Below are 22,206 nucleotides of genomic sequence, written 5' to 3'. Positions count from 1 at the left end.
CAAAGGGGAAATTTAAAGGAGGTTTGCAGAATGTTTGGATATGGTTATGGTTGTGGATATGGTTACCCAGTAGCAGGGTACGGTTTCGGTAGAGGATTCGCGTTAATTGTCGTCCTATTCATCCTACTAATCATCGTAGGCTGCGCCTGCTGGAAATAATAAAAGCGGAAACGGCTCGTTCAACTCCGACAGGCATAAGGCGCTTCAGGGGTGACTTATGCCTATCGGGGTTAGCCTATTAAGCGGAGAGATTTCTCTTATTTACGAAATAACACTGAAAATAGCATAAATAGCCGGAAGGATTTCGCTTATTTACTCAAAAAACGTAAAAATATGTATTTTGCTTTGGTTAAGCGAAAGATCTCCGCTTATATTCCCAGAACCAGAACCCAATTCTTCAGTCTAACCGGAAAAACTTCGCTAATTATTAAATTTTTTAAGATAAAATGCATATCAATAATTTGAGGGAACAATTGTGGGGTGCAACATAGCCATTTTTCCCTGCAACTTGGGGCACATTTCACTATACAACTTATTGATTACTTTAACCCAAATGGCATTATATCAATAAATGTGGTCTCATTTTGACTTAAGAACTCGTTAAGTTCCTACACCCTTCCTTTTTTCTTATCCTCAAAATAAATTAACTTTTTTTTATACATTTGATAGACTATGATACATAAAGTAAAAATTGTCATAAGAGGTGAACCAACAGATGTTAACAATGGATGACATTGTTCGTGACGGACACCCTTCATTGCGCAAGGTAGCTGAAGAGGTACCTGTACCTGCATCAGATGAGGATAAAAAGACCTTAACGCAAATGTTAGAGTTCGTAATTAACAGCCAGAACCCCGAGATCGCAAAAAAATACGGTCTACGCCCAGGAATCGGTTTAGCTGCTCCACAAATTAATATTTCAAAAAGAATGATTGCAGTGCATGTCCAAGATGAAAAAGGCAAACTATATAGCTGTGGGTTATTAAATCCAAAAATAATAAGTCATTCGATTGAACGCTCTTATCTGGCAACAGGTGAGGGATGTCTTTCAGTTGATGAAGCCATCCCCGGTTATGTGCCAAGATATGCGAGAATTACTGTCAAAGCCACTGACCTTGACGGTAAAGAAGTTAAATTACGCTTAAAAGGTCTTCCTGCTATTGTGTTTCAGCATGAAATCGACCATTTAAATGGCGTTATGTTTTATGATCACATCAATAAGGATAATCCATTTGCAGATATAGAAGATGGCACCGCAATTAATGGTTAAATAGCTAAGAATCAAACCTACTTCCTTTCAAATACTGTAGGTTGATTTTTAGCTTTTTCTTACTTTTAAAGGTCTTAGATAGCTTCACAATCCCTTCCTTTATCTCCATTTGTTTACTTTCCATTTATCTCCATGAAAAAATTAGACAATCTTACACATAATATACTCATTAGAAACCGTGTCTAACTCTATATATTTTGGGTATATTTACATCTTTCTTCAAAAAGAAACTTTTTTCTGCTTCTTTCCCTTTGGACAAGGATAGGATAAAATAATAATAAGGAGATGATCTGCCATGTTAAAGAAGCTGAAAAGAAAGCTTTTAAAACAATGGAAAGATTTGCTTCGTAAAAAAACTATCGCGTAAACTTTTGAGCCCTTCAAACTTGCGAAGGGCTCCTTGCTTATTGTAAATTGATAAAAGCGGAAAAATACGGAAATTGGTTAAAACTTTTATGAAAGCTGTTTCTTATAAAAAATTGACCGTAAAGTGTTTTAGCAATTTTTAACCCTCTAAGTCGCTCCTGCTGTAAAAAACAAACCATACAACCCATTAGCACAAGCAGCACAGTATGAGAAAAGAGCCTCTTGAAAACAATGAAATATAAAGAAATTTTTTATATAATAGAAAAAGTCACTTATAAGGAGAGAGAGTTTAATGATTTATAAAGTTTATTATCAAGAAAAAGTCACAGAAATGCCTGTAAGAGAAAATACTCAGACAATGTATGTAGAAGCAACATCTGAAAGAGAAGTGAGAAAAAAGCTTTCTGATCGCCCTTTTAATATTGAACATATTCAACTAGTTGAAGGGGAGTATCTTGAATATGAACGCCAGAAAGAATATTTTGAAGTATTGGAGATTGAGTAATTTATGAAATTTGTTAAAAATGACCAAACTGCCGTTTTTGCCCTCGGAGGTCTGGGCGAAATCGGAAAAAACACCTATGCCGTTCAATTCCAAGATGAAATAATCCTAATTGATGCTGGGATTAAATTTCCTGAAGATGAACTGCTAGGGATCGACTACGTTATTCCGGATTATACTTATCTTGTTCGAAATGAAGACAAAATTAAAGGCCTCTTTGTCACTCATGGACACGAAGACCATATAGGCGGTATCCCGTACCTACTAAAACAAATTAATGTACCAATATATGCTGGAAAATTAGCTATTGGATTAATTCGAAACAAACTTGAAGAGCACGGATTACTGAGACAAACGAAATTCATTGAAATCAAAGAAGACGATATCATTAAATTCAGAAAAACATCTGTTACCTTCTTCCGTACTACCCATAGTATCCCGGATTCCTATGGAATTGTCATTAAAACACCACCAGGACAAATTGTTCACACTGGGGACTTTAAATTTGATTTTACACCGGTTGGTGAACCAGCAAACCTAACTAAAATGGCCGAAATAGGTAAAGAAGGTGTTCTATGCCTTCTTTCTGATAGTACGAATGCTGAAGTCCCAAACTTCACGATGTCTGAAAGTCGTGTAGGGGATACTATTCATGAAATTTTCCGAAAAGTTGACGGACGAGTTATATTTGCTACTTTCGCATCAAATATTCACCGTTTACAACAAGTTACCGAAGCAGCGGTAGCCAACGGTCGAAAAATTGCCGTGTTCGGTCGAAGCATGGAGGCAGCTATTTCAATTGGTCAGGACCTTGGCTATATAAGTGCACCTAAAGATACATTTATTGAGCCACAGCAAATCAATCGACTTCCTGCAAATAAAGTAACCATCCTTTGTACCGGAAGCCAGGGAGAGCCAATGGCTGCATTATCTAGAATCGCAAATGGAACTCACCGTCAGATTCAGATTAATCCAGGAGATACAGTTGTTTTTTCTTCCTCACCTATTCCTGGTAACACACTTAGTGTAAATCGCACCATAAATATGTTATCACGAGCTGGTGCAGAGGTTATCCACCATAAGCTTAGTGATATTCATACTTCTGGACACGGAGGACAAGAAGAGCAAAAGTTAATGCTTCGCCTTATTCGTCCTAAATTCTTTATGCCAATTCATGGTGAATTTAGAATGCAAAAGATGCACGCAAAACTTGCTGTTGATTGCGGGGTACCAGAAGAAAATTGCTTTATCATGGACAATGGTGAAGTTCTTGCACTAAGCGAAAACGAAGCACAAGTGGCTGGGAAAATTCCATCTGGATCTGTTTACATTGACGGAAGCGGAATCGGTGATATCGGGAACATCGTTTTAAGAGACCGACGAATTCTTTCTGAAGAAGGGCTTGTAGTTGTAGTCGTAAGCATTAACATGAAAGACTTTAAAATAGCAGCAGGACCTGATTTAATTTCCCGTGGTTTTGTTTACATGAGAGAATCCGGCGACCTTATCAATGATGCGCAAAATCTAATCTCTAAACATCTAAATAAAGTGATGGAGCGCAAAACAAGTCAGTGGTCAGAGATTAAAAACGAAATCACAGATACACTTGCTCCATTCCTTTACGAAAAGACGAAACGTCGACCAATGATTTTACCAATCATAATGGAAGTTTAAAATTAATCAAAAGAAAATATAGAACGAAAAAAAACAATGAAGGCGCCCGGAGTCCACGCGTCTTCATTGTTTTTTATTTACAGCGCCTTCTTTTCAAAACGATTTATATCCGTATCAGCACCAATAATAATGAGAATATCTCCTTGATGGATCATTTCACTTGCCTGCGGGGAAACGAGAATGTCATTTCCTCTTTTAATCGCAACGATGTTGATCCCATACTTAGCTCTAATATCTAAATCAATGATCGAATGGCCACTTAGCTTGTGACTTGCGACTACTTCAGCAATACTATGTTCATCAGAAAGTTCTAAATAATCAAGGACATTGTTCGATACCATATTATGGGCAATTCTTCTCCCCATATCTCGTTCAGGGTGAACAATAAAGTCTGCACCTATTTTCCGCAATACTTTCTCATGGTAATCATCCTGAGCTTTTACAGTAATTTTGTTAACTCCTAATTCCTTTAGGATGAGCGTTGTTAAAATACTTGCCTGAATGTCATCCCCAATTGCTACAATAACGTGGTCAAAGTTACGAATTCCAAGCTCTTTTAAAACCTTCTCTTCCGTCGTATCAGCACAAACGGCATGGGAAGCAATCGAAGCGAATTTACTGACTCGTTCTTCTTTATGATCAATAGCTAGAACAGGCATCCCTAATTCTGCAAGCTCTTCACAAATACTCCCTCCAAAACGACCAAGCCCAATAACAGCGAATTCCTTTTTCATCTTGCTCCCCCTAAACGCTCTAGTTTCTTTTATATTTTAGCATAATTTCTATTTCTTATGATTGAAATGCACAAACAAAGCCATCTAATCTTTTTTTCTTTGTTTTTGTCTTCTAATGAAGAGGAAGCTTCCTGCTAAAATCCCTCCTATAAGAATTATCACCGGAAGGTTACCTAATATAAATACAACACACGCTGACAGAAAAGACTGTAGCCAATTTATATTGAGTACAAATTGCTTTTTTACCTTTTGCCATGTGTTTAAGTCTTGATTCTCAAAACTCGGAATTTCAATTTCAGTTTCCTCCATACCAATTGAAACCGTTGAAAATGCTGTCTGATTCTCCAAATAGTGCATTCTGCCCATCAGTTGCTCAATTTCCTCTTGAACTTTTGCTAGGTCCGAAGAAATTTTTAGTAAATCCTCTGTTTCTTTGGCATTCTTCATGAATTCCATTAACCGTTTTTCTACAGCTTGCTTTGAGCGTAGCCTAGACTCCAAGTCAACATATTCTTCCGTGACATCCTGGCCAGTTACATGCCTATTTATTACTTTAGCTGCTGCACTCTCAATATCATTTAAGAATGGAAAGAACTTTTCTTCAGGGATTCTGAAGGTCATTCTACCGGATAATTGGTCCTGATTAAAGTGACTGGTAGAAGACTCTACTAAATAGCCTCCATATTCTATTGCTTTTGATTCAAGTGCCTCTTGTGTTTTTGAGTAATTTTTCACCTTTAATTCAAGATCCGCGTTATGAATGACCATCCGACTGTTAGAAATCTGTTTCGAGTCACTAGTTTGCCTTTCTTCTTTGGATAATTGTTCTTCAACTTTGTTAGCCTCAGAAGCCTTATTATCCATACTTAACGAAACGTGTTTTTCCTCAACACCGCTATCTTCATTTTTAGTAGAATAGCTTTGATTCTCCCCTTGATTGCTGCAGGCTGATACTACACTAGCAATTAATAACAGGAAAAGCAGTAACTGTTTTGTTTTCATGAAGCAAGCCCCCTCTCTATACAAATAGGACGAGATGCTTTTCCTAAAAGTTACAGTCGCTACTTTTTATGCAAATTTCCATAAAACCTCTTTTTGAAAGCCGTTAAAACAAGTGAAAGCCGACCAAAAATAATTAGGTCAGCTTTCATCAATAAAGAAATTTATCCATTCCCTTTAAATGTAATGTAATTTGTTAGTAGTTCTATCGCAGTGGAAATAGCACGTTCATCGGGCTTAAGTTTCGCATGGTGCAAACCATATTCTGAGCCAACACCTAGCCAAAACATGAAACCAGGAATTTCTTTCAACATATAACCAAAATCCTCACCTGTCATCGCCTCTGTACATTCAACCATATGAATTCCTGGGTGTTGGTCAGCAAAGGTCATAAATTCTCTAGTTAATTTGAATTCATTATACACTTGGTGATACATCGCTCCAAAGTCAACCTTCGTTTCACATTCATAGCCAACTTCTATCCCTTTAACTAAAGCTAGTAATCGCTTCTTTACATTCGCCATTGATTCTGGCGAAAGAGTCCGTATTGTTCCTTCAATTCTAGCGGTTTCAGCAATAATATTCTGTACAGTTCCTCCGGTTATCTTTCCAACAGTTACAACCGCACTATCAAGGGGATCAACATTTCGTGACACAATGGATTGGAGCTGAGTAACAAGATTACAGGCCGCAACAATCATATCATTTGTGTTATGAGGATAAGCCGCGTGGCCACCCTTTCCTTTTAGATCAATAAACAGTTCGGATGTATTCGCAAATAATAACCCTTCTCTTGTCGCAACGGTTCCTACTGGGTACTCCGGGGCAATATGTAATGCTACCACCATATCAGGCTTCCATTCTGTTAAAACATCACTTTGCAACATAGGCTCCGCACCACCAGGACCTTCCTCGGCTGGCTGAAAAATAAACAGTAAGTCATCATTAATTGGATGTGAAGCAAAATGAGTGATCAAGCCTAATGCAATTGTCATATGAAAGTCATGACCACATGCATGCATTTGTCCTTCATGTTCAGATTTAAACTCATATCCCGTTTCTTCAGTAATCGGCAGACCATCCATATCAGCACGATAGCCAATTACCTTCTTTGGAGACTGACCATTTATCTTCACTAATATCCCTGTTCTCCACGTTTTTATTTCAAGCCGTTCTTGCGGGAGACTCTTTAAATAGTTTAATAAATAGCTTTGCGTTTTGTATTCTTGAAATCCTAGCTCAGGAATCCTATGAAGATCCCTTCTAACTTGCTTATATACTTCCAAGTCCGTACACCTCCTTTTTAGATAGGAAGAAAGCGCGGATATCATCCACGCTTTCAAATAGTTAGATGTTTCTTTTATAGTTGACGAAGCTCTTGTTTAATTTCTGTTTTTGATTTTGTCTTTTCATCAATTTCTTTAATTACACGTGCAGGTGTACCAGCCACTACCGTATAAGGAGGAACATCATCAATAACAATTGCTCCTGCAGCAACAACTGCTCCCTTTCCAACTGTAACACCTTCAAGAACGACCGCATTGGCCCCAATCACAACATCGTCTTCTACAACAACCGGTTTAGCAGACGGTGGCTCAATGACCCCTGCCAACACAGTTCCTGCTCCGATATGACAGTTCTTCCCTACTGTAGCTCGTCCACCAAGAACAACATTCATATCAATCATCGTTCCATCACCAATAACAGATCCGATATTAATGGAAGCTCCCATCATAATAACTACATTATCCCCAATTTCAACTTGATCACGAATGATTGCACCTGGCTCGATTCGTGCTTTGATATTTTTCATGTCTAGTAGAGGAATCGCAGAATTTCGGCGGTCATTTTCTATTACATAATCTTCAATTTTCGCCTGGTTTGCTTCTAGAACTGAGTTTATTTCAGCCCACTCTCCAAACACAACACCTGTTTTGCCCGTAATAAAAACTTTGGAGTTTGCTCCAAAATCCAAGCCATCTAAATCGCCTTTTATATAAACCTTTACAGGTGTCGATTTTTTACTGTTTTGAATAAAAGAAATAATTTCATTTGCATCCATTTGTTTCAAAAGCATTCCCTCCAAAGTATGATGTGTTTTTACATAAAAATACATTACCAAACATAAGAGTGGAACACAAGAATTAGATTATAAATCTTCTAAATGCTCTCTAATTACTTCAATAAAAGCTTGAACCTGATTTAATTGGAAAGCAGATTCGTATCCAATTAACCAAGTATCCCGTTTCAACTGTATACCATTTTCATCTAGCAGTGGAATTTTCGAAAGGGTTTCTTCTGCTCCTTGTAGGGTGATTTCTGGAAGAATCGCATACCCAATGCCATTGAATGTCATTTGCTTACACGTTTCAATTTGGTCCACGATAATTGTACGCTTAGGAGCAGTCTGAAAGTTCTTTAGCCACCATTCTTGGATCTCCTGATAATAATTCGAATCACTCTTAAACTGGATAAATGGGCGGTCAGTTTCGAGTACTTGTTCTGCTTTGGTAATTTCTGTATCCACTAAATTTAAGCCATCATTAAACAAATGCATTTTTACCCCTTTCCAATCAGGGGTACCACGAATAATTCCAATATGTGCTTGATCTTCATAAAGAGCTTTCGAAATCTCGCTGCTCCAACCAGTAATTAATGAAATCTTCGCTTGTGGATGTTTCTTTACAAATTTCTTTAAGACTTGGGGAAGCCAATTTTGGCCGACAATCGAAGCAACAGCAATCTTCAAAGTACCATATACTTCAGAATCTAGTGCCGAAATCGCTTCTCTAACCTTTTCTTCTTTTGCAAGCACTTCATTCGCATATTGAACAACCAGTTCGCCTGCTGGAGTTAAAGCTAACCCCTTTTGCGATCGTATGAAAAGTTTTGAACCCCAGTCCTTTTCGATTGTCTGAAGTCGTTGTGATAAGGCCGGTTGTGAAACAAATAAGCGTTCCGCAGCTTTTCTCATATTCATTTCTTGCGCAAGTACAGATAAAAGATAAAATTCTGAAAGTGACGACAAATCCAAACCTCCTTCTATCCATTTGACTCCATTTCTTTCTTTGGAAGGAACGCAACTAGTAGGATACTGAGGATGGCAAAACCCAAGACAACTAAATAAACAGTGTGGAGAGCTCCCGTTAACGTTTCTTGTAAAGTAAGCTTCAGTTCAATCGCCATATGACTTCGTTCCGATTCACTTAAAAGGAGGTTAACTGAATCAAGTGACAGCTCTTTTCCTTCTGACAGTTTCGCTTGAATACTGCTGTTAAGCACTCCTCCTAGCAATGCCGCCCCGATTGTATTTCCTAAATTTCGCATGAAACTATTGCTCGCTGTGGCAATACCTCTTTGTTGCCATGTGACTGTACTTTGGATTGACACTATAAACGCCGTTGTTGTTAGTCCCATACCAATTCCAATAACAAAAGACCCCGTACCTGCCCATATTGGACCTGCTTCAGGAGATAACGTTGCAAATATGAGACTTCCAACTATTAAAGCTGCTCCCCCAATTAAAGACGTCAATCGGAAACCAATTTTAAGAAGCAGTCTACCGGATAACGTCGATGCAATTGGCCACCCAATCGACATAGCCGTTAAAGTAAATCCAGCAACGATTGGAGGTTTTTCCATGACTCCTTGGACAAAAGCTGGGAGAAAACTAGAAATTCCAATCAAAATAATTCCAGTACTTAGCGATGTAAGATTAGCAATCAGAATCGACTTTTCCCGCCAGATGGAAAATGGCATTATCGGTTCAACTGCTTTTTTCTCTGTGTGGAAGAAAAAAACAAAAGCAATCAGCGATATAAAAAACAGAATGATCGCAATAAGAGAATTCCAAGCAATATGAACGCCACCTTCGACTAATAAAACCATAAGTGCGCTTACTGCAATGGTCAAAAGAATAGCCCCAGCATAATCAATTTGGTGTTTTTTCTTTTCAATTTTCTCATCTAAAAATGCCCAAACTCCAAACATCGCTAATAGTCCAAGCGGGATGTTTACCCAAAACACATACCGCCAACTAACAAATTCAACAAGCAACCCGCCAATAGCTGGTCCTGAAACCGCTGAAATCCCCCAAACACTTGACAAATACCCTTGTATCTTTGCACGCTCTTCCTTTGTATAAATATCCCCAATAATGGTTGTAGCAACAGGAGTAACCGCACCAGCACCAAATCCCTGAATAAAGCGGGAAAATATTAACATTTCCATCGAGGTCGCTAAACCGCATAAAATGGACCCTATTAAAAAAATGAGAATTCCAAATATCAATATCGGTTTTCGTCCGTATAAATCACACAACTTCCCATATATTAACACTGTCACCGCATTCATTAGTAAGTAAGCAGAGAACACCCAACTATACAAAGAAAATCCACCAAGCTCCCCTACGATTTCAGGCATAGCAGTTGAGACAATTGTTGCCTCAATGGCCCCCATAAACGTAGCAAGCATAACAGAAATTAACACAAGCGGCCTTTTGGTTTTCCCTTTTTCAAAAAGGGATTTCAGTGATTCCCCCACTTTCATCCCCCCTTCTTATAAAGAGTATTGCTTCTAGAGCTCTGAATGGATACCAAAAAGGGTCAATTGACCTTTATAATCTATAAAAAAATAGCCTGTTAGGGCGTTCTAATTGTTTCGAATAAAAATGGAAACCCCCGCAAACCGGGGGCCAACATATTACTTATTATTTTTTTCTAATTCTATTAATACGGCTCGACGGGTTAAAATCCCTTCGAAATAACCTTGATCATCCTCAACACACAAAAAGGGATGATCAACCAAGTAACTGATCGCTGTTTCTAACGTTGAATCGATCGAAACACGAGGAATCTCTACATTCATAACCTCTTCGACCTTTTTTTGTTCTAACAATTCAAATTCAATTCTTTCGATTCCTAAAATGGAATCCATAATAATCGGTGTACTAATCAATCCAAGTAAACGGTAGTGTGGGTCCAAGACAGGGATAGCTGTATAACCACTCCTAGTTAATACAAGGAGTGCATGTTCCAAACTGTTCCCCACTTGTACATGAGCCACTCTCTCCGAAGGAATCAAAAGCTCTTTTGTATACAATTGTAAAAGTCCTCCGCTTCGCAAACTAAACATAACGTAGCTCCCTATTATGGTTTCTATCTCCTTTTATTTTATCATAATTCTCCATTCCGTTCATTGATTAGATTGAACCCATTTTACATTTATTTATTGGTTCTGTTATCAAACTTTGTTGTTTCTTATGAGCAAAATTTTAAATCGGATTCATTAAAAGCATTTCTATTCGCTGAAGCTTAAAAGTATGTAGCTATTAAAAAAAGGCAGTGCTTACAGCAGTTTTCCTTAAAAACACTTTGATTAAAAGTGGCAAGTACGAAGACTCCTACGGAATCTGCCAGGTAGGAGCATTGACAGTTTGATTCCTAACCAAAGAATTTCACTCCATTTTATAAGCGAAGCTCGTGCCAAATGTAAACCACAAAAAAACTGTAGACAAGCTCAAATTTCATCGAGTTTGTCTACAGTCTGTAAGGAACCTAATAGTTCCTTCTTCGTTATTGAATTAAATCAAAAATTTCAATTGTAATCATGTCGATATTATCAAATTGATATTTTTTTGGCTTTTCTTTTTGATTGTAAACCTCAAGCTCATAAGTTTCAGTTTTAGGATGATATGTAACCTGACATTTTCTTTCTCCATTCACCTCAAAAAAACGTTGGGCCGGTTCTCCATTAGCTGCTTGTTCTTGTAAGCTTTTCAATCTTGTAATAATACCTTGAAGCTGTGACATATATACCCTCTCCTTTCAGCGTAAAACAACTACTTATTAGTAGGTTTTACTTTAGACATGAAACTATCCATTCGAAATAAATTCTGAATATTTACAGTTCTATTCCTTTACATGCCAATAATAACAGAATAAAATAATGAGAGGCATTTGTACAAGGAAAACCTTAGGGGGAGGGTAAATTTTTGTTTAAAAAAACCATTCATTTAGTCGAAAACATCTATTTAATCGATGGATACGACCTCGGAATTGCCGAAAGAACAGGTTCTTATGTAATAAAAGAAAAAGATATCACTCTAATCGAAACCTCAGCCAGTCCTTCTATTCCACATATCCTTCAAGGCTTGAGGGAATTAGACATCGCACCTGAAGATATTAAAAATGTCATCGTTACACATATTCATCTTGATCATTCAGGAGGAGTTGGTCTTTTACTTCAACATTGTCCGAATGCAAAAGTCATTGTCCATCCAAAGGGTGCACGCCACCTTGCAAACCCTTCAAAATTAATTGCAAGTGCAAAAACTGTATATGGTGAGAAATTCGATACATTATTCGACCCCATTCTGCCCGTTCCAGAAGACAGAATCGAAGTGAAAAACGACCTTGAAACATTAAAAATTGGTGATGATTGTGTGTTAACTTTTTTTGACACACCTGGGCACGCAAACCATCATTTCAGTATTTTCCACCCTAAGGTAGAAGGCATTTTCACTGGAGATACAGCAGGCATTTATTATCCACAGCTACACCGTAAAGGGATCGAGTTCTATCTACCAACTACTTCTCCTAACCAATTCGACCCTAGTAAAATGCTTCAATCCATCGCTTTGTTTAAAAGCTTGAAACCAAAACGACTTTTTTTTGGTCATTATGGAATGTCTGAATCACCTGCTGAGGCTTTCGTACAAGTAGAAGGAGAGCTAGAGCTATTCGTATCAGAGGCGAAACTTGCTTTCGAAGAAGAGAAGGACTTTCAGGCCCAGTCAAAATTGGTGACCACTCGTCTTTACGAACGTTTAAAAAATCATCTTCATACTCAAGGGATAGAAAAGGGAGACCCAATTCTCGACCTCCTTTCTTTGGACCTAGAAGTAAGTGGTATGGGTTTAATTGATTACATGAGCAAACAAAACAGATAACGGAGGTACCTTTATGAACAAACCCATTGTCTATACACAAAACGATTGTCCTCCATGCAAAATCGTTAAAATGTTCCTCAACGAATATCAGATCGAGTTTGTGGAAAAAAACATCTCAGACGATCCAACCGCTAGAAAAGAATTAACACAAACTTATGGAGCCTATTCTACTCCAACTGTTATTGTTGAAAATGAAGTAATTATTGGATTTGACCTTAAAAAGCTTGAATTAGCTTTAAACTTAACATCAAATTAATTATTTCCCCAACAATTAAAAAGAGGGACTGGCCTTTTCAAAGACCAGTCCCCTTCTTTTAGTTCATTTAATAAGTATCTGTTCGCTATGCAGTTGGCTCAATTTGCTTTTGTACCTCTTCTGGTACATCCCCATACCAAATCTTCACGATTTTCAATTCCCCAGCTTCTCTAGTCAGTTCTAGAAAAATGGTTCCGTTATGATAAGCAACCGGACCGTCGAGAGTAGAAGAGAAGACCTCGCCTACAAAAAGGCTATCTTGAACCGGAACTACCTTTGTCTTGTCTGAATACGAGAAAAAAGGAATATAATATAAAGCAGCATCAGAACCATATGTGAAATATTCTCCATTTTCCTCCACAATATTTTCATCTAGGAATAACTCTGTATAGGAATCACTAAAAAACGGTTCTAACTCAGCTTTAATTTCTTCTAATGATCTCCCTTTTTCACTTAAGGCTACCTGTGCAGCGAACGCTGATTCTAAAAAGGTAAATAGCTCCTTACGGTCAACCATTATTGTTGTTCCCTCCTGGCTTTCCGTTGTCTTAGAGGGCGTCTTCTTTTCATCTAAATCTCTCTCAGAATATGCCTGTAATGGTAATGCGACAAGAATACATCCAATACAAAAAATCAAAAGCTTGATGAATTTGTTCATACTTTCCCCCTAAATGCATTAGATAAGTTTAATTTTACCAACTAAGAAGGTATAGCAGAACGAAATTCGTTCGTAAAATATTTTCATGTTTTGACATCATTAGACGCTTTTCATTAAATTAATCATTTAAAAAGGCTGTTTTTGTAAAGAGTATTGTTAAAATCCTAACGCGAAATAAGCTTTTTCTACGGTATTACTTAGTTTATTAGCTCTTTTCTTCTCTTCAAAAATTACATTGGATTGAAATTTTAGCTAAATTATTTTTTCACTCTAATAAGAAACAAAGTTTGAGAAAAGAGCCCTTTAAAATAATCCTTCGCGGTCAAATAAGTATGAAGAAGAAAGGTCAATAAACAAATAATTCTTTGAATTAAGCGGGAGACAAAAAGTTCGAATCGCTTCACCTGTTTCAATATCATTGTATCTGTCTGATAAGATACCCTTCTTTTCATTTCTCATTTTAATAATATTTTCAAGAAAATAAGGTCGCCAGCTCCAATTCTTTTCAATATATTCGAGTTGAACCATCCAATGGTCTTTCTGTTTGAAAAGATTAGGGGAGAGTTGAAAACCATCTTCGTCACAAATATACATTCGGAATGCCATTTCATCTAATTCTTTCGCAACGATGGTCAACAGGTCCGTGTAATCTTGCACCTTACGATTGCGACTGAGCGTATCTTGAACCCTATGCTCAAATTCATCACGCAAAGAAAACAAAGTTTCTATTTTTTTCTTTTCAGATAAGATAAACTCATGACATTCTTGCTTTAATCTTTCTTTCAAAATCCCCCTGTTTAAAAAAGCACTTTGTGGTTCCTTTAAATAGTACCCCTGATAATAACGTCCTCCATTTTTCCATGCGAAATGAAGTTGAAAAGCGGTTTCGATATTTTCAAATAATAGCGCTGCTCCAATTTTACGAGCCAACATAGAAAGAGTAAATAAGATATTCTGATAAGTGGGACCAGCGGCTGTTGATTTAAGGATTTGTAAATCAACTTTTAGGATATCTGGCTCTAGTTGGCTAATTCGATCCAAATGGCTACTATCATTTCCCATTTTATCAATTGCAATTTTTATTCCATATGTCCGATAATATCTGAGTAAGTGATCTAAATCCTCTAATCTTCCATCTGCATTTCGCTCAGATACCTCTAGAACAATTTGACTTGGCTGAAGCCCTTTTTCTTTATAATTTAAGATTAAAGTTAGAAGCCTTTCTTCTTCATCACATAACAACAATTCGGCATCTCTATTTATAAATAAAAGAATATCATCGTCCAACTCAGCCGCCTTACAAAAGGCTTTTTCGAGAATCGTTAAATCTACATCTAAACGATATTCATCAGGGATCTCCCTGTCTTGAAAAAAGGGTCCTAGACTTATTGGTCCTTCGTCTGTTTCATATCTACCGAGGACCTCATAGGCTATAATTCGATGTTCATCTGCGCTAAAAATCGGTTGAAAAAACGGAATTACATGATTTAAATCGGTTAGAATGTCTAATGCATCCATTTAACCCTCTCCCTAATTACACTTTTCATAATACAGCTTCGGCTCCTAGTGATAATCACATTCGTGAGCGGTCGCCTCTTAATTTACTAAACTCACTCTTAAATTTAAATTCTATAAACTTATTCTATCATCTACAACACTTTCCATCCATTTTCCAAAGCATTGGTTTATATTCTTATCTTCATTTTTGTGAAGCTTTCTGATATTATTAATAGATATCTAAATTATGGTGGTAAAATACAATGCCCAAGAAAGTATCAAGGCGGAACTTTATAAAACGATTATTTAGTGGGGCACTCGCCCTAGGTAGTGTAGGTATTGGTGGTTACTATTATGCAAACGAGATTGAACCAAGATTGCTTGACGTTACCCAATATAAATTAAAGCATTCGAGCATACCTAAAGATTTTAATGGATTTAGAATTATCCAGTTTAGCGATACCCATTTAGGATTTCATTACAATTTAGCTCAATTTCAAAAACTGATCAAAAAAATAAATGACTTACAACCTGACTTAATTGTTTTTACAGGAGATTTATTAGATCATCCAACTGAGTTTAATCAAGTTTCTGAAGTTACAAAAATTCTATCAAACTTAAATTCTAGGTATGGAAAGTTTGCTGTATATGGAAATCATGACCATGGGGGATATGGGACAGATATTTATAAAGAAATCATTATTAACTCTGGATTTACCTTGTTAGTGAACGACTCCAAGCCTATTACACTTCCTAACGGAAATTCGATTTACCTTTTAGGCATTGATGATGCGATGTTAGGCCAACCAGATATAAAAGCCGCACTTCAAAATACAGAGGAACAATCTTATAAAATTTTGCTATCTCACGCTCCTGATTTAGCGGAAACCACTTCCCTATATCCTATTCAGTTACAGCTTAGTGGTCATAGTCATGGGGGGCAGATTCAACTCCCATTTTACGGTCCCGTCGTCACACCACCATTTGGCGAGAAATATCCAGAAGGGTTCTATCTTTTAGGAACGCATAATGAGTTAACCCTTTATGTAAATCGTGGGATTGGCACAACGAGATTACCATTTCGTATGTTCTCTAAGCCTGAACTAACATTATTCACTTTAAGCTCAGAACTGAATGAACAAGACGTATCTTGAATTGTTTCTTAAATCACCATGGTTAACTGTTTTTTTCTACCAAAAAGAAGGGTATAATATTTTTATAAAGAAGAACTTGTGAAAGGAGCCCTACTATTGAAAAGCCAACGGCAAGATTCTCCCCATATAAGTCCGACAATAGAAAATCTCTCCCAAGCGATCTACATTGTTAATCGTCACGCAAAGACAGCCCCTAATCCAAAGTTTTTATATTACCTTAAACACGAAGCCCTTATGAAGCTGTTACGACAGGGGAAAGCAAAGAAAGTTGGCTTACATTTCTCTCAGAATCCAAAATTAAGTCAACAACAATCGGATGTGCTTGTTTCTTGTGGAAAATACTTGTTTCACATCCCACCAACTAAAGCAGACTTTAAAGACCTCCCCCATTTAGGGAAATTAGATGGCTCCGTTCGAAATCCAAAGTCAACCCTTTCCTTGACTCAAGCCAAAAAACTCCTACAAACCTATACGGGGATTAGGGAAAATCCAACCCATGAAGCAAGGAAAAAGAAAAAATATCAGAAACCTGTATTTAAAAAATTAGGAGAAAGTTATTTTTAATCCTTTCCCTTTACTCTGATCGAAAGTTAACCAGAGCGTACTGAAATGAAATTTACAAGTTCTCTTCCCACAATATAGACAATTCGTTAAGAAAGCATAATTCTAAGACGAGCACCTTTTGAAAAAGAGCTGTTTTATGATCGGGTAAAATCAGTTCAACCAGGCAACCATCGTTGCCTGGTTTTTTCCCCCGATACACTCAAAATATATAGATATATTTTATTGAAGGAGATCGAATAGAAGTGGAACATTTAATAAATTCAAAGGTGAAAAAAATTGAAATCTCAGGTATACGGAAATTTTTTAATTTAGTTGCTGGCATCGAAGGCATGATTTCCCTTACAATTGGTCAGCCCGATTTTCCCACTCCCCAACATGTAAAGGAAGCTGGAAAACGAGCTATTGATCAAAACCAGACGAGCTATACCCACAATGCTGGTTTGATTGAGTTGAGAGAAGCTGCAGCTAACTTTTACAAAGTAAAATACGGTGTCACCTATTCTCCAGACTCTGAGATTATTGTAACGACAGGTGCAAGCGAGGCCATCGATATCTCCTTTAGAACCATTTTAGAAGCAGATACGGAAGTCATCCTACCAGGGCCTGTTTACCCTGGCTATGAACCCATAATCAAGCTTTGTGGCGCAAAACCAGTTTATGTGGATATTCGGGAGAATGATTTTCGATTTACTGCCGAATTAATTGCTGAAAAAATCACCGATAAAACTCGATGCATTGTGCTTCCATATCCTTCGAATCCAACAGGCATCAGTTTAACTGAACAAGAATTAAGGGCAATAGCTAAACTGGTGAAAGGAAAGGATATTTTCATCCTTGCAGATGAAATTTACAGTGAACTTTCATATGAGCGCCAACATCAATCGATTGCCTCCTATCTACCAGAACAAACCATTGTCATCAACGGTCTTTCAAAATCACATTCCATGACAGGCTGGAGAATCGGCTTCCTTTTTGCTCCAGAAGCGATAACAAAACATATTCTAAAAGTCCATCAATACAATGTTACTTGCGCTTCGTCTGTATCACAAGTTGCTGCCATAACAGCATTAACCACTGGCATAAATGATGCCGACCAGATGAAGCAGGAATACATAAAACGCCGTGACTATGTTTATCGCAGACTCACTGGAATGGACCTTAAAGTAATCAAGCCGGATGGGGCCTTCTACTTTTTTGTAGAAATCCCTAATGGACGTTTTCAATCATTTGATTTTGCACTCGACCTGGTTAACAAACAAAAGGTTGCTGTTGTTCCAGGAAGTGCTTTTTCACAATATGGAGAAGGCTACTTCCGATTATCATATGCCTATTCGATGGAAGTCCTAGAAGAAGGCTTAAATCGTTTAGAGGCTTACTTAAAAACGATTTAAACCTTCGAACACATAAAAAAATCGTTCCAGTTACGGAACGATTTTTTTACCCTTGAAACCAATATTTATATAACGCCTGAGTACCTTTATCACTTAAACCTTGTTCAGCCAGTTGTTTATAGAGGGATTGAGCTAGCGATAAACCAGGCATTGCAATCCCCATTTTTTCAGCTTCCTCGAGAGCGATCCCCATATCTTTGATAAAATGCTTAATCATAAACCCTGGCTCAAAATCCCCTTTGATCACTCTTGGTGTAAGATTTGATAGTGACCAACTTCCGGCGGCACCTGTTGTAATTGTTTGCAATACTTTCTCTGGATCCAATCCGGCTTTCTCTGCATAAACTATGGCTTCAGTAACACCAATCATATTCGACGCTATGGCTATTTGGTTACACATTTTCGTATGCTGACCTGCACCAGCTTTTCCTTGAAGAACGATGTTAGAGCCCATTTTTTCTAAAATCGGTTCAATCTCAATGAAGGCTTTTTCTTCTCCACCGACCATAATTGCCAGTCTTGCTTCTCGTGCTCCGATATCACCACCGGAAACGGGTGCATCGATGGCATGCATCCCCTTCAGCTTTGCCTCTTGAGCAATTTTCACTGCAAGGGAAGGGGTCGATGTCGTCATATCGATTAAATATGTATTTTCGTTCCCATTTGAAATGAGTCCATCTTTCCCTAGATAAATCTCTTCAACATCTGATGGGTAACCTACAATTGTAATAATCACGTTCGCTTTTTCAGCTATCTCTTTTGGTGTATCCGCCCATCTTGCACCTTGATCTAATAGGTCCTGAGCTTTTTGTTTTGTTCTTGTATATACATATAATGGATAACCAGCCTTTAATAAATGTCCAGCCATGCTTTTTCCCATTACACCAGTTCCAATAAAACCAATAACGGTATTTTCTTTTGTAAGCATACCTATTCTCCCTTCACTTTTCGAACCTAAATTGATTTAACCATTCCACCATCTACTAAAAACGAACTACCGGTCATATAGGAATTAGCATCAGATGCTAAGAAAGCAACCACTCTTGCAAATTCTTCTGGTTCACCATATCGCTTCAATGGAATATTCTTCTTTGATTGATTCGCAAACTCCTCTTTGGATATCCCTAGTTTATCGGCACTAAATTGATCCAGATGTTCAACTCGGTCAGTGGCAATTTTCCCCGGAGCTACCAAATTAATTAATATGTTATAAGGAGCTAATTCTTGAGAAAGCGTTTTTGTTAATCCCACCATTCCTGTTCGAAACGTATTGGATAAAATCAGACCCGGAATCGGTTCCTTAATTGAAGTAGAAGCAATATTAATGATTTTCCCCCCTTGCTTTTTTAAATAAGGTAAGGCTTCCCGAATCATTCTTATATAAGAAAACAGATTTAACTCAAACGATTTTTGCCAATCCTCATCTGTTAATGATTCAAATGACCCTGCCGGCGGTCCACCTGCATTATTGACTAAAATATCCACTCCACCAAACCGATCCACAGCTTTAGCGATTAACTGCTTTATATCTTCTGGCTCCGTAATATCTGTCCGTTGAAAGTCAACCTTCCCATATCCCTCTAATTCCATCGCAACTTTTTTTAATTTCGACTCATCTCTTCCAGAAATCACGACATTTGCCCCTTCTTTTAACAAGGCTTCTGCGATTGCCCGACCTAATCCCTGACTCGAAGCTACGACAACGGCCGTTTTTCCTGTTAATTGAAAATCCATTTCTCCACCTCCAATAGGCTATTTACTTTTATTATAAAGTACTTATTATCAGAATTCATTCATTTGCAAGACATCTTATCAGAAAACTTGCAGCTTGAGCCTGTTTTCGCAAAGTTTGTTTTTAAAATCCTTAAATTTAACGCGATAGAAGCCCTTTTCAGCGTTAATACTTAGTTTGTAAGCCCTTTTCTCAACATGTGAACCAACTTTGGAATGAAATCATAGCCAAATCATTCTATATTTCCTTTAAGAGCAACAATTTTTGAGAAAAGAGCCATAAAAAAAGACCGGTTGTCAAAGACAACCGGCCAAGTCTGGGGGAAAAATGAGAATGATTAGCTTACCTTTAGTTTTACCAAAGTGCTTACTTATTTATACCCGCAAACCTGAATTTAAAACATATTTAACATTACAAATATGTTACAAAGAAGAAACTGTTGATTGAACAACTTCAACTACTTCTTCTGTTGTCCCCATTTGAAGTGCCTTTTCAGCTAAAACTTCCATATCGGCTTTAGATAAGTTTCTAATTAGTGATCTTGCTTTTAATATTGAAGTAGCACTCATCGAGAACTCATCTAACCCTAAACCAATTAACAATGGAATTGCTGTTTCATCGCCAGCCATTTCTCCACACATTCCTGCCCATTTTCCTTCTTTATGAGCAGCATCAATCACCATTTTTACAAGGCGAAGAATGGATGGATTATATGGCTGATAAAGATACGAAACTTGTTGGTTCATTCGATCCGCAGCCATCGTATATTGGATAAGATCATTCGTACCGATACTAAAGAAATCAACTTCTTTAGCAAATTGATCAGCAAGAACTGCAGTTGACGGAATTTCAACCATGATTCCAAGCTCAATTTTGTCTGCAACTTGGATACCTTCAGATTGAAGTTTTTGCTTTTCCTCTTCTAACATCCCTTTGGCTTGTCTGAATTCCACTAATGTAGCAATCATTGGGAACATGATTTTTAAATTTCCAAAGACACTCGCTCGAAGCAATGCTCGAAGTTGTGTTCTGAAAATATCTTGTTCTTCTAAGCACAAACGGATGGCTCTAAACCCAAGGAAAGGATTCATTTCTTTTGGCAGGTTCAAGTATGGAAGCTCTTTATCGCCACCAATATCTAAAGTACGAACAACAACTGGCTTTCCTTCCATTCCCTCAAGGACAGCTTTATAAGCAGTGAATTGCTCTTCTTCTGTCGGAAGTTGATCGCGATCCATGTATAGGAATTCAGTACGATATAATCCTACTGCTTCCCCTCCATTTTCTACTACACCTTTAAGATCCTTTGGTGTTCCAATGTTTGCAGCTAATTCAACATGTTGGCCGTCTGCAGTGACCGTTTTTTCGTTCACAAGCTTAGCCCACTCAGCCTTTTGTTTCGCATAATCCGCTTGTTGTTGTTTATACTCCTCAAGCATTTCCGGAGTTGGGTTGATATGGACTTCACCTTTTAACCCATCCACAACAACTAAATCGCCGTTGTTAATTTCAGTAGTAGCTGTTTTTGTTCCAACTACCGCTGGAATCTCCATTGAACGAGCCATAATCGCCGAATGGGATGTACGGCCACCAATATTTGTTGTAAAACCTTTTACAAACTCACGGTTTAATTGAGCAGTGTCAGAAGGTGTTAAATCTTCTGCAACAATAATAACCTCTTCCGTAACCATGCTCGGGTTTGGAATTTGAATTCCAAGTAAATGCGCCAGAACACGTTTTGTCACATCACGAATATCAGCCGCACGCTCTTTCATATATTCATTGTCCATAGACTCGAACATTGAAACAAACATATCAGCGGTTTCTTTAAGGGCATGCTCCGCGTTTACATTTTCAGAGTTAATTTTATCTTCTATTGGAGAAATAAGTTCTGGGTCACTAAGGACGAGCAAATGAGCTTCAAAAATAGCTGCTTTATCAGCACCTAGCTCTTTATCAGCGCGAGTCCGGATTTGTTCGAGTTCATCCTTAGCGGTTTTTAATGCAGATTGAAAACGAGCTACCTCCTGCTCTGGTGAGTCAACAGTCTTCTTTTCAAAAGAAAAGTCAGGTTCGACTAGACGATATGCCTTTGCGATGGCAATCCCGTTGGAAGCAGCGATACCTTGAAGAAAACTCATTATTCTGCTAATCCTTCCCTTTTAAGTGTTTCTTCGATTGTATTTAAAGCGTCTGCTTCATCGCTTCCTTCTGCGATAATAGTGATATCAGCACCTTGTCCAATTCCAAGAGACATTACACCCATAATAGATTTAAGGTTAACCTTCTTTTCTTTGTATTGAAGATGAACATCAGCATCAAATTTGCTAGCAGCTTGTACCAATAATGTCGCTGGGCGTGCATGAATCCCTGTTTCTGCAATTACTTTAAAGCTTTTTTCCATATCGAAATCAAACTCCTTTAAAAAATATATAGGTGAAATACATGATGCTTTTACCC

At 37.7% G+C, this 22,206-nt stretch carries 23 protein-coding genes; 9 read left to right on the top strand and 14 right to left on the bottom strand.

The window, feature by feature from the left end:
* Nucleotides 1-30 precede the first annotated feature (30 nt).
* The 4 genes from M3182_RS11040 (at nucleotide 31) to rnjA (ending at nucleotide 3,812) form a co-directional block, all read left to right on the top strand.
* A complete protein-coding gene (locus tag M3182_RS11040) occupies nucleotides 31-159 on the top strand; it encodes a YjcZ family sporulation protein (RefSeq protein ID WP_251425563.1) in 129 nt (42 codons plus the stop codon).
* A 556-nt stretch (nucleotides 160-715) separates the two neighbouring features.
* Complete coding sequence (gene def / locus M3182_RS11035) at nucleotides 716-1,270, top strand: peptide deformylase (protein WP_251558103.1); 555 nt, start codon at nucleotides 716-718, stop codon at nucleotides 1,268-1,270.
* Nucleotides 1,271-1,928: 658 nt separating this feature from the next.
* A complete protein-coding gene (locus M3182_RS11030; protein ID WP_251425559.1) occupies nucleotides 1,929-2,141 on the top strand; it encodes a DNA-dependent RNA polymerase subunit epsilon in 213 nt (70 codons plus the stop codon).
* Between the two features lie 3 nt (nucleotides 2,142-2,144).
* Nucleotides 2,145-3,812, top strand: coding sequence for a ribonuclease J1 (gene rnjA, locus M3182_RS11025; protein ID WP_251425557.1), 1,668 nt, complete (start codon nucleotides 2,145-2,147; stop codon nucleotides 3,810-3,812).
* Nucleotides 3,813-3,889: 77 nt separating this feature from the next.
* On the opposite strand, the gene M3182_RS11020 is transcribed toward rnjA, so the two are convergent.
* The 8 genes from M3182_RS11020 to M3182_RS10985 form a co-directional block, all read right to left on the bottom strand.
* Complete coding sequence (locus tag M3182_RS11020) at nucleotides 3,890-4,546, bottom strand: potassium channel family protein (protein WP_251425555.1); 657 nt, start codon at nucleotides 4,544-4,546, stop codon at nucleotides 3,890-3,892.
* An 84-nt stretch (nucleotides 4,547-4,630) separates the two neighbouring features.
* A complete protein-coding gene (locus tag M3182_RS11015; protein WP_251558101.1) occupies nucleotides 4,631-5,548 on the bottom strand; it encodes a DUF4349 domain-containing protein in 918 nt (305 codons plus the stop codon).
* A 161-nt stretch (nucleotides 5,549-5,709) separates the two neighbouring features.
* On the bottom strand, nucleotides 5,710-6,876 hold the full coding sequence (locus tag M3182_RS11010) for an N-acetyldiaminopimelate deacetylase (RefSeq protein WP_432806701.1): 1,167 nt from the start codon (nucleotides 6,874-6,876) through the stop codon (nucleotides 5,710-5,712).
* Nucleotides 6,877-6,905: 29 nt separating this feature from the next.
* Nucleotides 6,906-7,616: a 2,3,4,5-tetrahydropyridine-2,6-dicarboxylate N-acetyltransferase gene (gene dapD / locus M3182_RS11005; protein WP_251425549.1), complete on the bottom strand. Its 711-nt coding sequence runs from the start codon at nucleotides 7,614-7,616 to the stop codon at nucleotides 6,906-6,908.
* A gap of 78 nt (nucleotides 7,617-7,694) precedes the next feature.
* Nucleotides 7,695-8,573 carry a transcriptional regulator CcpC gene (gene ccpC, locus M3182_RS11000; RefSeq protein WP_285867758.1) on the bottom strand — a complete coding sequence of 293 codons (879 nt, stop codon included), beginning with the start codon at nucleotides 8,571-8,573 and terminating at the stop codon, nucleotides 7,695-7,697.
* 14 nt (nucleotides 8,574-8,587) lie between these two features.
* A complete protein-coding gene (locus M3182_RS10995) occupies nucleotides 8,588-10,018 on the bottom strand; it encodes an MDR family MFS transporter (RefSeq protein ID WP_251426179.1) in 1,431 nt (476 codons plus the stop codon).
* Nucleotides 10,019-10,246: 228 nt separating this feature from the next.
* Nucleotides 10,247-10,678 carry a cyclic-di-AMP-binding protein CbpB gene (gene cbpB, locus M3182_RS10990; protein ID WP_251425547.1) on the bottom strand — a complete coding sequence of 144 codons (432 nt, stop codon included), beginning with the start codon at nucleotides 10,676-10,678 and terminating at the stop codon, nucleotides 10,247-10,249.
* 440 nt (nucleotides 10,679-11,118) lie between these two features.
* Nucleotides 11,119-11,355 carry a YkuJ family protein gene (locus tag M3182_RS10985; protein ID WP_251425545.1) on the bottom strand — a complete coding sequence of 79 codons (237 nt, stop codon included), beginning with the start codon at nucleotides 11,353-11,355 and terminating at the stop codon, nucleotides 11,119-11,121.
* A gap of 182 nt (nucleotides 11,356-11,537) precedes the next feature.
* Here M3182_RS10985 and M3182_RS10980 point away from each other — a divergent pair, with 182 nt between their 5' ends.
* Both M3182_RS10980 and M3182_RS10975 read left to right on the top strand, forming a co-directional pair.
* Nucleotides 11,538-12,494, top strand: coding sequence for an MBL fold metallo-hydrolase (locus M3182_RS10980; protein ID WP_251558098.1), 957 nt, complete (start codon nucleotides 11,538-11,540; stop codon nucleotides 12,492-12,494).
* A gap of 13 nt (nucleotides 12,495-12,507) precedes the next feature.
* Complete coding sequence (locus tag M3182_RS10975; protein WP_251425541.1) at nucleotides 12,508-12,750, top strand: glutaredoxin family protein; 243 nt, start codon at nucleotides 12,508-12,510, stop codon at nucleotides 12,748-12,750.
* Between the two features lie 85 nt (nucleotides 12,751-12,835).
* Here M3182_RS10975 and M3182_RS10970 read toward each other — a convergent pair whose 3' ends face one another.
* Together M3182_RS10970 and M3182_RS10965 are read right to left on the bottom strand one after the other, a co-directional pair.
* Nucleotides 12,836-13,408 carry a DUF3993 domain-containing protein gene (locus M3182_RS10970; protein WP_251558085.1) on the bottom strand — a complete coding sequence of 191 codons (573 nt, stop codon included), beginning with the start codon at nucleotides 13,406-13,408 and terminating at the stop codon, nucleotides 12,836-12,838.
* A gap of 303 nt (nucleotides 13,409-13,711) precedes the next feature.
* Nucleotides 13,712-14,926 carry an EAL domain-containing protein gene (locus tag M3182_RS10965; protein ID WP_251425537.1) on the bottom strand — a complete coding sequence of 405 codons (1,215 nt, stop codon included), beginning with the start codon at nucleotides 14,924-14,926 and terminating at the stop codon, nucleotides 13,712-13,714.
* A gap of 242 nt (nucleotides 14,927-15,168) precedes the next feature.
* Here M3182_RS10965 and M3182_RS10960 point away from each other — a divergent pair, with 242 nt between their 5' ends.
* The 3 genes from M3182_RS10960 (at nucleotide 15,169) to M3182_RS10950 (ending at nucleotide 18,014) form a co-directional block, all read left to right on the top strand.
* A complete protein-coding gene (locus tag M3182_RS10960) occupies nucleotides 15,169-16,059 on the top strand; it encodes a metallophosphoesterase (protein ID WP_251558076.1) in 891 nt (296 codons plus the stop codon).
* 96 nt (nucleotides 16,060-16,155) lie between these two features.
* Entirely contained in the window at nucleotides 16,156-16,623 is a 468-nt protein-coding gene (locus M3182_RS10955) for a YkyB family protein (RefSeq protein WP_251558074.1), read from the top strand.
* A gap of 242 nt (nucleotides 16,624-16,865) precedes the next feature.
* Nucleotides 16,866-18,014: an aminotransferase A gene (locus M3182_RS10950; RefSeq protein ID WP_251425530.1), complete on the top strand. Its 1,149-nt coding sequence runs from the start codon at nucleotides 16,866-16,868 to the stop codon at nucleotides 18,012-18,014.
* Between the two features lie 46 nt (nucleotides 18,015-18,060).
* On the opposite strand, the gene M3182_RS10945 is transcribed toward M3182_RS10950, so the two are convergent.
* From M3182_RS10945 to M3182_RS10930, 4 genes are all read right to left on the bottom strand, one after another.
* A complete protein-coding gene (locus M3182_RS10945; protein ID WP_251558072.1) occupies nucleotides 18,061-18,942 on the bottom strand; it encodes an NAD(P)-dependent oxidoreductase in 882 nt (293 codons plus the stop codon).
* Between the two features lie 26 nt (nucleotides 18,943-18,968).
* Nucleotides 18,969-19,748, bottom strand: coding sequence for an SDR family oxidoreductase (locus M3182_RS10940; protein WP_251425524.1), 780 nt, complete (start codon nucleotides 19,746-19,748; stop codon nucleotides 18,969-18,971).
* Between the two features lie 420 nt (nucleotides 19,749-20,168).
* Nucleotides 20,169-21,887 carry a phosphoenolpyruvate--protein phosphotransferase gene (gene ptsP, locus M3182_RS10935; RefSeq protein ID WP_251425521.1) on the bottom strand — a complete coding sequence of 573 codons (1,719 nt, stop codon included), beginning with the start codon at nucleotides 21,885-21,887 and terminating at the stop codon, nucleotides 20,169-20,171.
* On the bottom strand, nucleotides 21,887-22,150 hold the full coding sequence (locus tag M3182_RS10930) for a phosphocarrier protein HPr (RefSeq protein WP_251425518.1): 264 nt from the start codon (nucleotides 22,148-22,150) through the stop codon (nucleotides 21,887-21,889). The genes ptsP and M3182_RS10930 overlap by 1 nt, the downstream gene beginning before the upstream one ends.
* Nucleotides 22,151-22,206: the final 56 nt, after the last annotated feature.

The sequence above is a fragment of the Mesobacillus maritimus genome (genome assembly GCF_023715205.1).
GTDB classification, from domain to species: Bacteria; Bacillota; Bacilli; order Bacillales; family Cytobacillaceae; genus Mesobacillus_B; species Mesobacillus_B maritimus_C.
The sequence above is the reverse complement of the archived record's forward strand: the minus strand, read 5'-3'. Positions and strand labels throughout refer to the sequence as shown.